The sequence below is a fragment of the Phascolarctobacterium sp. ET69 genome, assembly GCF_023336935.1.
In the GTDB taxonomy this organism is placed as follows: Bacteria; Bacillota; Negativicutes; order Acidaminococcales; family Acidaminococcaceae; genus Fusicatenibacter_A; species Fusicatenibacter_A intestinipullorum.
In genome coordinates, this window is record NZ_JAMBLR010000008.1 from 44,432 (window position 1) to 55,994 (window position 11,563).

The window sequence follows — 11,563 nt, forward strand, 5'->3', positions numbered from 1 at the left end:
TTATTTAAAACGGTAAGTAATTCTTCCACGGTTCAGATCATACGGAGTAAGCTCCACTGTAACCCTGTCGCCAGGCAAAATTTTGATGAAGTTCATACGTATCTTACCGGATATGTGTGCCAGAATAACATGGCCGTTTTCCAATTTTACCTGGAACATGGCATTTGGCAAAGATTCCAAGATTGTGCCTTCAACCTCAATTACATCTTGTTTGGACACGCTCAATACCTCCTTGCTCAGTTGCCAGAGAGACTATCTTTAACATCGGCATATACTTTGTCAATCGGCTGCATGCCGTCGATTTCATGATATAAGCCCTGTTTTTTGTAGTACTCTATTAAAGGCTCAGTCTGGGAATGATATGCTTCCAGACGGTTTTTGATTGTTTCTTCTTTGTCGTCGTCACGTTGATAAAGCGTCCCGCCGCATTTATCACACATACCTTCCACTTTGCTGGGGTTGAACGCTACATGATAGGTAGCGCCGCAGGATTTGCAGATGCGTCTGCCGGTTACCCTGCCAACAAGCTCAGCATCGGGAACTACGATATTGATTACGCCTGTCATCTTTATGCCCAGGTCTTTCATGATGCCGTCAAGTGCGACTGCCTGTTCTTCAGTTCTCGGGAAGCCGTCAAGGATAAATCCGTTTGCACATTCCGGTTTGGATAATCCTTCACGTACAATGCCGATAGTTACAACATCAGGAACAAGCTGTCCGGCATCCATATATCTTTTAGCTTCTTTGCCAAGTTCAGTTCCTTGCTTTACAGCTGCGCGGAACATATCCCCGGTGGAAATATGGGGAATTTTAAATTCGGCAATTAATTTTTCTGCTTGAGTGCCTTTGCCGGCACCCGGAGGTCCCATTAAAATAATATACATTTCCTGATTCCTCCTATTTCATAAAACCTTGATAGTGACGCATCAATACGAGCGATTCAATCTGCTTCATGGTATCGAGCGCTACACCAACAACGATTAAGAGAGCGGTACCGCCGAAGTAAACACCTTCAATGCCGGTCATCCAGCCGATGACATTAGGCATAAGCGCAATCAGCGAAAGGAAAATTGCACCGGCAAGAGTGATTCTGGTCATGATTTTGTCCAGATAATCACTGGTAGGTTTACCGGGGCGCAGGCCGGGAATAAATCCGCCGTATTTTTTAAGATTGTCCGCCACATCATTAATATTAATGCTTACAGCAGTATAGAAATATGTGAAGAACAAAATCATCAATACATACAAAGTAGTCTGCAAAGGAGAACCCCATGCAAACCAGCCTGCTACCGTTTTAATCCACGCAACGTCAACAAACTGTCCGATGGTTACCGGGAACATAAGGATTGAAGATGCGAAGATGATAGGAATAACGCCGGCCTGGTTAACTTTCAGCGGAATATAACTGGAATGGCCGCCGTACATTTTACGGCCAACAACGCGTTTAGCGTATTGTACCGGTACTTTACGGATACCCTGCGTAATTGCAATTACAAATACGATCATGGCAACTGCAATTACAGCAAATAAAAGTACATTTAAAGCATTAATTGTTCCGGCCTGTAAATACTGGTAAATTACGTGCAGCCCGTCAGGAATTCTGGAAACGATACCTGCAAAGATTATCAAGGAGATACCGTTGCCAACGCCTTTAGCGGTAATCTGCTCGCCAATCCACATTAAAAATACAGTACCGGCAGTTAAAGTAATCGCAATTAAAAGAACGGAGAAAATGCTCGGGTCATTAATTGCCATTCTTAAACCATACGCCATACCCAATGCCTGGATGAAACCAAGAAGAACAGTACCGTATCTGGTTACTTTGGTAATTTTCTTCTGTCCTTCCACACCTTCTTTGCCCCACTGTTCCAACGTAGGAACAACGACTTTAAGAAGCTGCAGAATAATGGAAGCATTGATGTACGGTGTAATACTCATCGCAAAAACAGAAAATTTGCTCAAGGCACCGCCAGAGAACATATCGAGCAAACCCAAGAGGTTACCGCTGTTAAACAGCTGCTCAATCATGCTTGCGTTAACGCCAGGAACAGGGATATGTGTTCCAGCCCTAAAAACGACGAACATGGCGAGAGTAAAAAGGATTTTCCGCCTGAGTTCTGTTACTTGAGAAAGATTTGCGAGGGCTGATAACACTTTAAATCACCTCTACTTTGCCGCCGGCTGCAATAATTTTTTCTTCAGCAGTTTTGCTGAAGCCCATAGCCTGAACGGTGAGTTTTTTGGTAAGCTCACCATTGCCGAGAATACGGACGCCGTCACGGATATTTTTAACCATGCCGCATTCAATCAGCATTACAGGTTCAACTACTGTGCCGTCTTCAAAGCAATTAAGGCTGCCTACGTTGATTTCAACATAGTCAGAACCGAATCTATTGTAGAAACCGCGTTTCGGGAAACGCAGATACAAAGGTCTTTGACCACCTTCAAAGCCCGGACGTTTTACACCGCCGGAGCGGGATTTCTGTCCTTTTTGGCCTTTGCCGGATGTTTTACCAAGACCGGAACCCAAACCACGACCAACGCGTACATGTTTGGTTCTGGAACCCGGTGCAGGTGATAATTCATGCAAATTCATCTGTTGCACCTCCTCCATTAAGCTTCAACGACTTCAACCTTCACAAGGTGTCTTACTTTGTGAAGCATACCGCGGATAGCCGGGGTATCGTCTTTTATAGCAGTAGAATTAATTTTTCCTAAGCCCAGAGCTTTTACGGTCATGCGCTGGTCTTGCGGGTAACCGATAAGGCTGCGGGTCAGCGTAACTTTAAGTTGTTGCATCGAGCTTCCTCCTTAGCCAAAAATTTCTTGTACGGTTTTGCCGCGAAGTGCAGCAACCGTTTCAGCACTCTTTAAGGAACGAAGACCTTCAATAGTTGCGCGAACTACGTTATTCGGGTTATTGGAACCCTGGCATTTGGTAAGGATATCACGTACGCCTGCAAGTTCGAGTACGGCACGAACAGGGCCGCCGGCAATAACGCCGGTACCTTCTGCAGCCGGTTTTAAAAATACGCGGCCTGCGCCGAACACACCAATGCATTCATGCGGAATGGTTGTACCAACCAAAGCAACGTTAACCATATTCTTTTTAGCGTCTTCTACACCCTTGCGAATAGCTTCGGGAACTTCTGCCGCTTTGCCAAGGCCCATGCCAACATGGCCGTTTTCGTCACCTACCACAACAAGTGCAGAGAAGGAGAAACGGCGTCCGCCTTTAACAACCTTTGCAACACGGTTGATGAACACGACTTTCTCTTTCAAGTCGCTTTCTTCATTTCTGAAATTAGCCACTATTATTCCTCCTTCTTTTAGAATTGCAGTCCAGCTTCACGGGCTGCATCTGCAAGAGCTGCTACACGGCCGGTGTAAAGATAACCACCGCGGTCAAATACTACTTCTTTAATGCCTTTTTCCAATGCTCTTTCGGCAATGGCTTTGCCAATTTCGCGGGCAGCTTCTACGTTGCCGCCGTTGCTGGCTTTTCTATCTTTTTCAACAGTGCTGGCAGAAACAATGGTCTCGCCAGTTTCATCGTTAATAACCTGAGCGTAAATGTTTGCCAGGGAACGGTATACGTTCAAACGCGGTCTTTCAGCAGTGCCGAAAATGTATTGACGGGCACGCAGATGGCGTTTCTGGCGTTTCGCATTTTTATCAACTCTGTTAAGCAAGAGTTTCACTCCCTTCCTTTAGAAATTACTTCTTGCCTTTAGCGCCTGCTTTACCAATCTTACGGCGGATACGTTCACCTTCGTAATGGATGCCTTTGCCTTTATACGGTTCAGGCGGACGCAAAGTGCGGATTTCTGCTGCAACAGCGCCTACTTTTTCTTTATCGGCACCGTTTACTACGATTTTGTTCGGAGCCGGAACCTCAAAGGTAATACCAGCAGGCGGCTCTTTAACTACAGGATGGGAAAAACCAAGGGTAAAGTTAATGTTGTTACCCTGTTTTGCGGCACGGTAACCTACGCCGGTAATTTCCAAAGTTTTGGAAAAGCCCTGGGTTACGCCGATAACCATATTATTAATGAGAGTACGGGACAGACCGTGCATGGAGCGATGTTCTTTGTCGTCGCTCGGACGTTCAACGGTGATAACGCCGTCCTCCATGGTAAGTTTCATTTCTTTGTTGATTTGGCGGGAAAGTTCGCCTTTAGGGCCCTTAACGGTAACAAGGTTGTTTTCGATGGTAACTGTTACGCCAGCGGGCACGGTAATTGGATGCTTACCAATTCTAGACACTTATGAGCACCTCCTATCTTTCAGTATTACCAGACGTATGCAAGCACTTCGCCGCCGAGGCCGGCTTTGCGTGCTGCTTTATCAGTCATAAGGCCTTGGGAAGTAGAGATTACTGCAATGCCAAGACCTCCGAGAACTCTGGGCAGTTGGTCTTTTTGAGAATAAACTCTGAGACCAGGTTTGGAAATACGTTTAATGCCGGAAATAACTTTCTCTTTGTTGGCACCATATTTCAGGCTGACGCGGATAACGTTCTGTTTATTATCAGCAATTACTTCAAAATCTTTTATAAAACCTTCGTTCTTTAAAATCTCAGCGATAGCAACTTTGATTTTAGAGCACGGGATTTCAACTTTATCATGATGAACCGAATTTGCGTTACGAATACGGGTAAGCATATCGGCAATCGGGTCAGTCATTACCATACTTTAATACCCTCCTTCCTAAAATGCTGTATTACCAGCTTGCTTTGGTAACTCCCGGAATAGCGCCCTGATAGCTGTATTCACGGAAGCAGATACGGCAGATGCCAAATTTACGCATATAACCATGGGGTCTGCCGCAAATTTTGCAGCGGTTGTAACGGCGTACTTTAAATTTCGGCTCTTTATTCCACTTTTCAATCAAGGCTTTCTTAGCCAAAGTATTCCCTCCTAACTTATGCGCTGAACGGCATTCCGAGGATTCTGAGCAATTCTCTTGCTTCCTCATCAGTCTTAGCGGTCGTAACAATGATGATATCCATTCCGCGTACTTTATCAATCTTATCGTAGTCAATTTCCGGGAAAATCAATTGTTCTTTCAAACCAAGTGCATAGTTGCCGCGGCCATCGAATGCAGTCGGGCTAACACCGCGGAAGTCACGTACACGAGGCAGTGCGATGTTCATCAGTTTGTCGAGGAAGTAGTACATGCGGTCGCCGCGCAGAGTAACTTTTGCGCCAATCGGCATGCCCTGACGGAGTTTAAAAGCTGCGATGGATTTTTTTGCTTTAGTGATAACAGGTTTCTGACCGGAGATTGCGGTCAGGTCTGCTACTGCAGATTCCAGAGCTTTGCTGTTGCCAACGGCTTCGCCAACGCCCATATTGATGACAACTTTCTCGATTTTAGGAATTTCCATAACATTTTTATAGTTAAATTTGTCCATCAGTCCTTTAACGGCTTCAGACAAATATTTTTCTTGCAATCTTGTTTTTGCCATTCAAACATTTCCTCCTTTCCCGGATTATTTATCTATTACTTCGCCACATTTTTTGCAGGCTCTTACGAAGCTGCCGGAAACTTCAACTTTTTTAATACGGGTCGGTTTCTGGCAATGCGGGCAAACGAGCATAACTTTTGCGGAAGCCATCGGAGCTTCTTTAACGATAATGCCGCCCTGAGGATTGCTCTGAGTCGGTTTTGTGTGACGTTTTACTTTATTAATGCCTTCAACGACAACTTTGGATTTTTTCGGCAGGGCCATAATAATTTTGCCTTCTTTGCCTTTGTCCTTACCGGACAGTACCAAAACTTTGTCGCCTTTCTTGACGTGCATTTTAGCTGCTGTCATTTCAGGTACACCTCCTTATGTGCGTCATCAAATTTCTTACAGCACTTCAGGTGCCAGAGAAATGATTTTCATAAAGTCTTTTTCACGGAGTTCGCGGGCAACAGGCCCGAAGATGCGGGTTCCGCGCGGAGTTTTGTCGTCTTTGATTACAACTGCCGCATTTTCGTCGAAGCGGATGTAAGAACCATCCGGACGGCGGACACCCTTAGCTGAACGAACAACAACTGCCTTTACAACGTCACCTTTTTTTACAACGCCACCGGGTGATGCATCTTTTACAGCACACACGATTACGTCGCCAATATTAGCATATTTACGGTAGGAACCGCCCAATACGCGGATGCACATAACTTTCTTAGCGCCGGTGTTGTCGCCGACATTAAGAATAGTCTGTTGTTGGATCATGGTTTTACCTCCCTTGCCAATCAATCAATCGGCAGATTTCATTATTTTGCACGCTCTAAAATTTCAATAACACGCCAGCATTTATCTTTGGAAAGCGGACGGGTTTGCATAATTTGGACAGTATCGCCAACATGTGCTTCGTTATTTTCATCGTGAGCTTTAAATTTGATAGTATGTTGAACACCTTTACCGTATACCGGATGTTTTACAAAACGCTCAACAGCAACTACAACAGTTTTCTGCATTTTGTCGCTGACTACTTTACCGATACGGGTAACACGCGTATTTCTTTCAACGGTCACAACTGTTTCCTCCTTCTTCATACTTCAAACACACTCAGGCGTTTAATTCACGCTGGCGCTGAATGGTTTTAATACGGGCAATGGACTTTTTAATTTCGTGAATTTTCATCGGGTTTTCACATTGTCCGGTTGCCATTTGAAAACGCAGGTTGAAGAGTTCTTCTTTTAAACCTGCCAGCTTGTTGTCTAATTCAGCAGCAGACATTTCACGGATTTCTGCGGTTTTCATTAAGCTTCACCACCCTTTTCCTGTGCGGCAGCTTCAGCTTCTTGCTGTGCGCGGGTCACAAATTTAGTCTTAATCGGCAGTTTGTGGCTAGCAAGACGCATAGCTTCTTTAGCGATTTCTTCGGATACGCCGTTCATTTCAAACATTACACGGCCGGGTTTAACAACTGCAACCCAGTATTCCGGGGAGCCTTTACCACTACCCATACGGGTTTCAGCCGGTTTAGCGGTGATAGGTTTGTCAGGGAAAATCTGAATCCATACCTGGCCGCCACGTTTAATGTAACGGGTCATAGCAATACGGGCTGCTTCAATCTGACGGTTGGTGATCCAGGCCGGTTCAAGTGCTACCAGGCCGTAATCGCCATGAGCAATTTTATTGCCGCGCATTGCACGTCCGGTCATACGGCCTCTGTGCTGTTTACGATGTTTAACTCTCTTCGGTAATAACATTAACTTATGCCTCCTTCGCCGGAGCAGCTTTTGCTACTTCTTTACTTTCAGGAAGGACTTCGCCTTTATAAATCCATACTTTTACGCCGATACGGCCATAGGTAGTATGTGCTTCTGCGGTACCATAATCAATGTCAGCACGCAGAGTGTGCAGAGGAATGCTTCCTTCGCGGTAGCTTTCGCTGCGGGCAATTTCTGCACCGCCAAGACGGCCGCTAACCTGTACTTTAATACCTTTCGCACCCATACGCATGGTACGGCCTACGCACTGTTTCATAGCGCGGCGGAAAGCGATACGGCGTTCGAGCTGAGAAGCGATGTTTTCTGCAACAAGGGTTGCGTCCATATCCGGGGTTTTAACCTCAACGATATTGATGTCGATTACGCTGTCAGTCATTTTTTTCAAATCGTTTTTAAGCAATTCGATGTTGCTGCCCTGACGGCCGATTACCATACCGGGTTTAGCGGTGTGGATGGAGATGCGTGCTCTGTTGGATGCACGTTCGATTTCTACTTTAGAAATACCGGATAAGAACAGTTTATCTTTAATGAATTCACGGATTTTAATATCTTCCAATAAGTATTTTTCATAGTCTCTGTCGGCATACCATTTGGAATCCCAACCTTTAATGATGCCTACGCGCAGACCATGCGGATTAACTTTTTGACCCACTATCGTTTCCCTCCTTCTTCGGGATATTATTTTTCTTTAACTGCTACGGTTACGTGGCTGGAGCGTTTCAAAATTTTAAACGCTTGTCCGCGGGAACGCGGATGAATTCTCTTCATGGTAGGACCCTGATCCACAAAGCAGGTGGATACAACGAGTTCGTCTACATTCATGTCGAAGTTATGCTCTGCATTGGCAACTGCACTGCGCAGTACCTTCTCGATTACCTCAGACCCAACTTTAGGGGTATGTTTGAGGATCGCGAATGCTTCACCCACGGATTTGCCGCGGATAAGGTTAATCACGATGCGCAGTTTGCGCGGCGCGATACGAACATATTTTGCAACAGCTTTTGCTTCCATGCTATCTGCCCCCTTTCCCCTTATTTTAAAGCCGTACTTTTATCGGCATGACCTTTGTAAGTACGGGTGGGAGCAAATTCTCCCAATTTATGGCCAACCATATCTTCGGTAATGAATACAGGCACATGTTTACGGCCGTCATGTACGGCAATAGTATGTCCTAAAAATTCCGGAAGAATAGTGGAGCTGCGAGACCAGGTCTTTACAACTTTTTTATCGTTAGAAGCGTTCATGGCTTCGATCTTCTTCAGAAGACTTTCATGCACATAAGGTCCTTTTTTGATTGATCTGGACACTATTTGGGCCTCCTTTCTTTAACCTGCTAATTATTTCGTTCTGCGTTTTACAATCAGCTTGCTGGAAGCTTTTTTCTGCTTGCGGGTACGAGTACCGAAAGCACATTTGCCCCAAGGAGTAACAGGGCGTTTGCGGCCGACAGGAGAATGGCCTTCGCCACCGCCATGCGGATGGTCGTTCGGGTTCATAACTACGCCGCGGTTTGCAGGACGGATACCGAGCCAACGGTTACGGCCGGCTTTACCAATAGTGATGTTTTCAAAGTCAATATTGCCAACCTGGCCAACAGTTGCACGGCAGTTGATGTGAACTTTGCGGATTTCGCCGGAAGGCAGACGGAGAAGTGCATATTCGCCTTCTTTAGCCATCAGCTGAGCGGAAGAACCGGCGCTACGTGCCATCTGGCCGCCTTTACCGATTTTAAGTTCAACATTGTGTACGGTAGTACCAAGCGGAATATTTTTCAGCGGCAGGCAGTTACCGATTTTGATATCAGCTTCCGGGCCGCTTTCAATCATATCGCCAACTTTTAAATCAAGCGGAGCGATGATGTAGCGTTTTTCACCGTCAACATAGTTTACAAGAGCTATGCGTGCATTGCGGTTAGGATCGTATTCAATGGTTGCAACGCGAGCGGGAATACCGTCTTTGGTGCGTTTGAAATCAATAACACGATACAGTCTTTTAACGCCGCCGCCTTTATGGCGAACGGTCATTTTGCCGGTATTGTTGCGTCCAGCATGTTTCTGAAGTTTCTCAACAAGAGGACGGTACGGCTTATCTGTCGTAATCTCTTCGAAGGTAGACACTGTAATGAAGCGTCTCGAAGGAGAATACGGATTAAAGCTTTTAATAGCCATTTAATTTTACCTCCTTATTACGTTAAATTACATTCCTTCGAAAATTTGAATCGTATTGCCTTCAGCCAGCTTCACGATAGCTTTCTTATAATCGGAACGTTTGCCAACGTATCTGCCCATGCGTTTAGTTTTGCCAAGTACGCGCACGGTGTTTACTTTTTCAACTTTTACGTTAAAAATTTTCTCTACCGCTTGTCTGATTTCAGTTTTGTTAGCAGTAAGAGGCACTTTAAAAGTATATTTATTGTCCTGCATCATAACGGAAGTTTTTTCGGTGATTACAGGGCGGATTAACAAATCGCGAGGATTGGTTGCCATTATGCGAGCACCTCCTCAATTCTGGCAATAGCGTCTTTAGCCAGGAATACTTTATTATTGTTAAGTAAATCGAAGCAATTCAGGCAGCCATTGGAAAGAGCTGTTACCTTCGGCATATTGCGGGAAGAAAGTTCAACATTTTCATTCTCGCCGTTGGTAATGATAAGAGCTTTCTTATCAGCAGCATCAAAAGCAGCAAGCATTGCTACAACATTTTTGGTTTTCGGTGCATCAAATGCAAGACCGTCAACTACAACCATTTCACCAGCAGCAACTTTTGCGCTCAGTGCGCAGCGGATTGCCAGACGGCGTGCCTTACGGGGCATTTTTTTGTCATAACTGCGGGGCTGCGGGCCAAATACGGTGCCACCGCCTACCCACAGAGGAGAACGGGTAGAACCGCTGCGTGCACGGCCGGTGCCTTTTTGTTTCCAAGGTTTACGTCCGCCGCCGCGAACAAGGCCGCGGGTTTTGGTAGCAGCAGTGCCCTGGCGCTGGTTAGCGTGCTGCATTACGATTGCTTGATGTACAACAGCTTCGTTAAACTCTACGCCAAAAACTACTTCATTTAATTCTATTTCTTCACCGGTAGGTTGACCGGAAATATTATACACTGATAACTTCGGCATTAGAAGCATCCTCCTTTCTTTCGCTTATGTTCTTATTTCTTATTGGGTTTTACGGTTTCTTTAACTACAACGAAAGAACCGGCAGCTCCCGGAATGGAACCTTTAACCAGAATAAGATTGCGTTCAGCGTCAACTTTAGCTACAGTTAAGCGTTGAACGGTTACTTGAGCATTACCCATACGTCCAGGCAGTTTTTTACCTTTAATTACGCGGCCGCCAGGACCGGAGTACATGGGACCCATGGAGCCAGGTTCACGATGGGATTTGGAACCGTGTTTCATAGGACCACGAGCGAAATTGTGGCGTTTAATAGTACCTGCAAAGCCTTTACCGCGGGAAATACCGGTTGCATCAACCAATTCGCCGGCAGCAAAAATGTCGCAGGAAATTTTATCGCCTACTGCAAATTCAGAAGGAGCAGACAAACGTAATTCTTTGACAAATTTTACAGGAGTAACACCTGCTTTGTCAAAATGGCCCTTCATCGGTTTCGTGGTATGTTTTTCTTTTACTTCGCCGAAGCCAAGCTGAACAGCGTTATAGCCGTCTTTTTCTTCGGTTTTATTTTGAATGACAACGCAGGGGCCGGCTTCAATTACAGTAACCGGAATCAATCTGCCGTCAGCTTCAAAAATCTGAGTCATACCGATTTTTTTACCTAAGATTCCTTTAGCCATTCTCGCACCTCCTCCTTACAGTTTAATCTCGATATCTACGCCGGCAGGAAGATCAAGACGCATCAAAGAATCAACGGTCTTCGCAGTCGGTTCCAGAATGTCTACAAGACGTTTGTGAGTACGCATTTCAAACTGCTCACGGGAATCTTTGTTAACATGAGGGGAACGCAGAATCGTATAGATATTTTTTTCGGTCGGAAGCGGAATCGGGCCGGAAACCTGAGCACCGGTACGTTTCGCAGTTTCCACGATTTTGGCAGCACTCTGGTCAAGTGCTTTGTGGTCATACGCTTTGAGGCGTATTCTGATTTTCTGTGATTTCGACATTAAAACATTTCCTCCTAATCGCCCAGTTTCTAAGAACGGACATACTCCGTGAAAATCTCCCTGTCTAAACAGGCAAGCAACCTCTCACATCATCGCAGGGCCATACAAACAAACATAACAATATGAGGGGCGTATTTTTAGCCCCTCATAACGGGATCTAATTATTAAATGGGATCCTTATAATTATTTTTCTTCGATAGCGGTAACAACACCG

At 45.4% G+C, this 11,563-nt stretch carries 24 protein-coding genes; all 24 read right to left on the reverse strand.

Annotated elements, in window-relative coordinates; genetic code table 11:
• From infA to rpsJ, 24 genes are read right to left on the reverse strand one after another with little or no spacing between them, the layout of a single operon-like run.
• Positions 1–219: a translation initiation factor IF-1 gene (gene infA / locus M3079_RS09220; protein WP_021715484.1), complete on the reverse strand. Its 219-nt coding sequence runs from the start codon at positions 217–219 to the stop codon at positions 1–3.
• Positions 220–236: 17 nt separating this feature from the next.
• Positions 237–884 carry an adenylate kinase gene (locus tag M3079_RS09225; protein ID WP_249078907.1) on the reverse strand — a complete coding sequence of 216 codons (648 nt, stop codon included), beginning with the start codon at positions 882–884 and terminating at the stop codon, positions 237–239.
• A 13-nt stretch (positions 885–897) separates the two neighbouring features.
• Complete coding sequence (secY, locus tag M3079_RS09230; protein ID WP_021715482.1) at positions 898–2,154, reverse strand: preprotein translocase subunit SecY; 1,257 nt, start codon at positions 2,152–2,154, stop codon at positions 898–900.
• A gap of 1 nt (position 2,155) precedes the next feature.
• Positions 2,156–2,596, reverse strand: coding sequence for a 50S ribosomal protein L15 (rplO, locus tag M3079_RS09235; protein WP_021715481.1), 441 nt, complete (start codon positions 2,594–2,596; stop codon positions 2,156–2,158).
• 17 nt (positions 2,597–2,613) lie between these two features.
• The gene (rpmD, locus tag M3079_RS09240) at positions 2,614–2,799 is read right to left on the reverse strand and encodes a 50S ribosomal protein L30 (protein WP_021715480.1); all 186 of its coding nucleotides are present in this window, start codon (positions 2,797–2,799) and stop codon (positions 2,614–2,616) included.
• A gap of 12 nt (positions 2,800–2,811) precedes the next feature.
• On the reverse strand, positions 2,812–3,312 hold the full coding sequence (gene rpsE, locus M3079_RS09245; RefSeq protein WP_021715479.1) for a 30S ribosomal protein S5: 501 nt from the start codon (positions 3,310–3,312) through the stop codon (positions 2,812–2,814).
• 17 nt (positions 3,313–3,329) lie between these two features.
• Positions 3,330–3,692 (reverse strand): 50S ribosomal protein L18, encoded by a 363-nt coding sequence (gene rplR / locus M3079_RS09250; RefSeq protein WP_249078910.1) that lies wholly within the window; start codon positions 3,690–3,692, stop codon positions 3,330–3,332.
• Positions 3,693–3,717: 25 nt separating this feature from the next.
• Complete coding sequence (rplF, locus tag M3079_RS09255) at positions 3,718–4,266, reverse strand: 50S ribosomal protein L6 (RefSeq protein ID WP_021715477.1); 549 nt, start codon at positions 4,264–4,266, stop codon at positions 3,718–3,720.
• Positions 4,267–4,292: 26 nt separating this feature from the next.
• Positions 4,293–4,691 carry a 30S ribosomal protein S8 gene (gene rpsH, locus M3079_RS09260; RefSeq protein WP_021715476.1) on the reverse strand — a complete coding sequence of 133 codons (399 nt, stop codon included), beginning with the start codon at positions 4,689–4,691 and terminating at the stop codon, positions 4,293–4,295.
• 31 nt (positions 4,692–4,722) lie between these two features.
• Positions 4,723–4,908, reverse strand: coding sequence for a type Z 30S ribosomal protein S14 (locus tag M3079_RS09265; protein ID WP_021715475.1), 186 nt, complete (start codon positions 4,906–4,908; stop codon positions 4,723–4,725).
• 16 nt (positions 4,909–4,924) lie between these two features.
• Entirely contained in the window at positions 4,925–5,470 is a 546-nt protein-coding gene (gene rplE / locus M3079_RS09270; RefSeq protein WP_021715474.1) for a 50S ribosomal protein L5, read from the reverse strand.
• Between the two features lie 24 nt (positions 5,471–5,494).
• Positions 5,495–5,821: a 50S ribosomal protein L24 gene (gene rplX, locus M3079_RS09275; RefSeq protein ID WP_021715473.1), complete on the reverse strand. Its 327-nt coding sequence runs from the start codon at positions 5,819–5,821 to the stop codon at positions 5,495–5,497.
• Positions 5,822–5,857: 36 nt separating this feature from the next.
• Entirely contained in the window at positions 5,858–6,226 is a 369-nt protein-coding gene (gene rplN / locus M3079_RS09280) for a 50S ribosomal protein L14 (RefSeq protein WP_021715472.1), read from the reverse strand.
• Between the two features lie 41 nt (positions 6,227–6,267).
• Complete coding sequence (gene rpsQ, locus M3079_RS09285; RefSeq protein WP_021715471.1) at positions 6,268–6,528, reverse strand: 30S ribosomal protein S17; 261 nt, start codon at positions 6,526–6,528, stop codon at positions 6,268–6,270.
• A 34-nt stretch (positions 6,529–6,562) separates the two neighbouring features.
• Positions 6,563–6,757 (reverse strand): 50S ribosomal protein L29, encoded by a 195-nt coding sequence (rpmC, locus tag M3079_RS09290; RefSeq protein ID WP_021715470.1) that lies wholly within the window; start codon positions 6,755–6,757, stop codon positions 6,563–6,565.
• Positions 6,757–7,209, reverse strand: a complete 453-nt coding sequence (rplP, locus tag M3079_RS09295) for a 50S ribosomal protein L16 (RefSeq protein ID WP_021715469.1) — start codon at positions 7,207–7,209, stop codon at positions 6,757–6,759. Before rplP ends, rpmC begins: the two co-directional genes overlap by 1 nt.
• Before the next feature lie 4 nt (positions 7,210–7,213).
• Entirely contained in the window at positions 7,214–7,882 is a 669-nt protein-coding gene (gene rpsC / locus M3079_RS09300; protein ID WP_021715468.1) for a 30S ribosomal protein S3, read from the reverse strand.
• Positions 7,883–7,908: 26 nt separating this feature from the next.
• The gene (gene rplV, locus M3079_RS09305; protein WP_021715467.1) at positions 7,909–8,241 is read right to left on the reverse strand and encodes a 50S ribosomal protein L22; all 333 of its coding nucleotides are present in this window, start codon (positions 8,239–8,241) and stop codon (positions 7,909–7,911) included.
• 20 nt (positions 8,242–8,261) lie between these two features.
• Entirely contained in the window at positions 8,262–8,537 is a 276-nt protein-coding gene (rpsS, locus tag M3079_RS09310) for a 30S ribosomal protein S19 (RefSeq protein ID WP_021715466.1), read from the reverse strand.
• Positions 8,538–8,567: 30 nt separating this feature from the next.
• The gene (rplB, locus tag M3079_RS09315) at positions 8,568–9,398 is read right to left on the reverse strand and encodes a 50S ribosomal protein L2 (protein ID WP_021715465.1); all 831 of its coding nucleotides are present in this window, start codon (positions 9,396–9,398) and stop codon (positions 8,568–8,570) included.
• Between the two features lie 27 nt (positions 9,399–9,425).
• Positions 9,426–9,716, reverse strand: coding sequence for a 50S ribosomal protein L23 (gene rplW / locus M3079_RS09320; RefSeq protein ID WP_021715464.1), 291 nt, complete (start codon positions 9,714–9,716; stop codon positions 9,426–9,428).
• Positions 9,716–10,345 carry a 50S ribosomal protein L4 gene (gene rplD, locus M3079_RS09325; RefSeq protein ID WP_021715463.1) on the reverse strand — a complete coding sequence of 210 codons (630 nt, stop codon included), beginning with the start codon at positions 10,343–10,345 and terminating at the stop codon, positions 9,716–9,718. Before rplD ends, rplW begins: the two co-directional genes overlap by 1 nt.
• A 32-nt stretch (positions 10,346–10,377) precedes the next feature.
• Positions 10,378–11,022, reverse strand: a complete 645-nt coding sequence (gene rplC / locus M3079_RS09330; RefSeq protein WP_021715462.1) for a 50S ribosomal protein L3 — start codon at positions 11,020–11,022, stop codon at positions 10,378–10,380.
• Between the two features lie 15 nt (positions 11,023–11,037).
• A complete protein-coding gene (gene rpsJ / locus M3079_RS09335) occupies positions 11,038–11,349 on the reverse strand; it encodes a 30S ribosomal protein S10 (protein ID WP_021715461.1) in 312 nt (103 codons plus the stop codon).
• Between the last annotated feature and the right edge of the window lie 214 nt (positions 11,350–11,563).

Bases quoted from the DNA above. Each gene is read 5' to 3' on its own strand.
- M3079_RS09225 (WP_249078907.1), bottom strand. From the start codon at position 884: ATGTATATTATTTTAATGGGACCTCCGGGTGCCGGCAAAGGCACTCAA.
- rplO (WP_021715481.1), bottom strand. From the start codon at position 2,596: ATGAATTTGCATGAATTATCACCTGCACCGGGTTCCAGAACCAAACAT.
- rpmD (WP_021715480.1), bottom strand. From the start codon at position 2,799: ATGCAACAACTTAAAGTTACGCTGACCCGCAGCCTTATCGGTTACCCG.
- rpsH (WP_021715476.1), bottom strand. From the start codon at position 4,691: ATGGTAATGACTGACCCGATTGCCGATATGCTTACCCGTATTCGTAAC.
- rplE (WP_021715474.1), bottom strand. From the start codon at position 5,470: ATGGCAAAAACAAGATTGCAAGAAAAATATTTGTCTGAAGCCGTTAAA.
- rplX (WP_021715473.1), bottom strand. From the start codon at position 5,821: ATGACAGCAGCTAAAATGCACGTCAAGAAAGGCGACAAAGTTTTGGTA.
- rplN (WP_021715472.1), bottom strand. From the start codon at position 6,226: ATGATCCAACAACAGACTATTCTTAATGTCGGCGACAACACCGGCGCT.
- rpmC (WP_021715470.1), bottom strand. From the start codon at position 6,757: ATGAAAACCGCAGAAATCCGTGAAATGTCTGCTGCTGAATTAGACAAC.
- rplP (WP_021715469.1), bottom strand. From the start codon at position 7,209: ATGTTATTACCGAAGAGAGTTAAACATCGTAAACAGCACAGAGGCCGT.
- rplV (WP_021715467.1), bottom strand. From the start codon at position 8,241: ATGGAAGCAAAAGCTGTTGCAAAATATGTTCGTATCGCGCCGCGCAAA.
- rplB (WP_021715465.1), bottom strand. From the start codon at position 9,398: ATGGCTATTAAAAGCTTTAATCCGTATTCTCCTTCGAGACGCTTCATT.
- rplW (WP_021715464.1), bottom strand. From the start codon at position 9,716: ATGGCAACCAATCCTCGCGATTTGTTAATCCGCCCTGTAATCACCGAA.
- rplD (WP_021715463.1), bottom strand. From the start codon at position 10,345: ATGCCGAAGTTATCAGTGTATAATATTTCCGGTCAACCTACCGGTGAA.
- rplC (WP_021715462.1), bottom strand. From the start codon at position 11,022: ATGGCTAAAGGAATCTTAGGTAAAAAAATCGGTATGACTCAGATTTTT.
- rpsJ (WP_021715461.1), bottom strand. From the start codon at position 11,349: ATGTCGAAATCACAGAAAATCAGAATACGCCTCAAAGCGTATGACCAC.